Source organism: Streptomyces sp. AC627_RSS907 (genome assembly GCF_019049165.1).
On record NZ_JAGMUE010000297.1, the window covers coordinates 1 to 734 of the forward strand.

Annotated in this window: 1 protein-coding gene; it reads right to left on the minus strand. The window is 61.7% G+C overall.

Features of this window, described 5'->3' with window-relative positions; genetic code table 11:
• Nucleotides 1–734, minus strand: a 734-nt coding sequence (locus KUM32_RS35375) for a helix-turn-helix transcriptional regulator (RefSeq protein WP_217146030.1), incomplete at both ends; no start/stop codon positions are given.

Genomic DNA, 734 nt, shown 5'->3' on the forward strand with positions numbered 1-734 from the left:
GGTCGAGTGAGTCGGCCGGTGTCAGAGCCTGCGCACAGGCCACATTGAACCTGTGCAAGTGGTCAACGACTTTTCGTGGAGCGGAAATTACCTCGCCAGAGGCGAAGCTTTCCAGCAGGGCCGTTGTCGTTCCGTTCTCCAGCGTCAGCAGGGTGAGACTGCCGCCCATCACTGGATGGAAGGGCTCGCTGAACGGCATGACCTGGATGTTGATGTGGGGCTCTGCCGCGACGCGGAGCAGGTGCTCTAGCTGGATGACCATGAGGCGAGGATCGGCGGTCAACCGCCGCAGGGCCGACTCATCCATGATGGCCCAGTACTGCGGGGGGTCTTCGCGTGTGAAGAGCTCCTGCCTTCGTAGTCGGAATGCCACGATCTCCTCCAGGGCGGGCAAGTCCGCCCTCGCGAGTCCGAGCGAAAATGCCCCTCTGGCGTACTCCTCGGTCTGCAATAACCCGGGTACCAGGTTGCTGCTGATGACCTGAATGCGAATGGATCTGGCTTCCAGGGGAAAGCAGTCGCGACTTTGCCTGGTCACCATGGAGTCCTGGGCGATGGTGAGCAGATCAACGAATAACCCGCCGGTCGAGAAAGACTCGTCCAGCGCGTTCGCCAGCGCTTCGGACGGTAGCTGTTCATGGTGTTCGACGCGGCTGATGTACGAGTGCGGGTAGTGCAGCTTTTCCGCCAGCGCGCGGAGTGAGAGGCCCGACTGTTCGCGCAAGCGCTTGAGG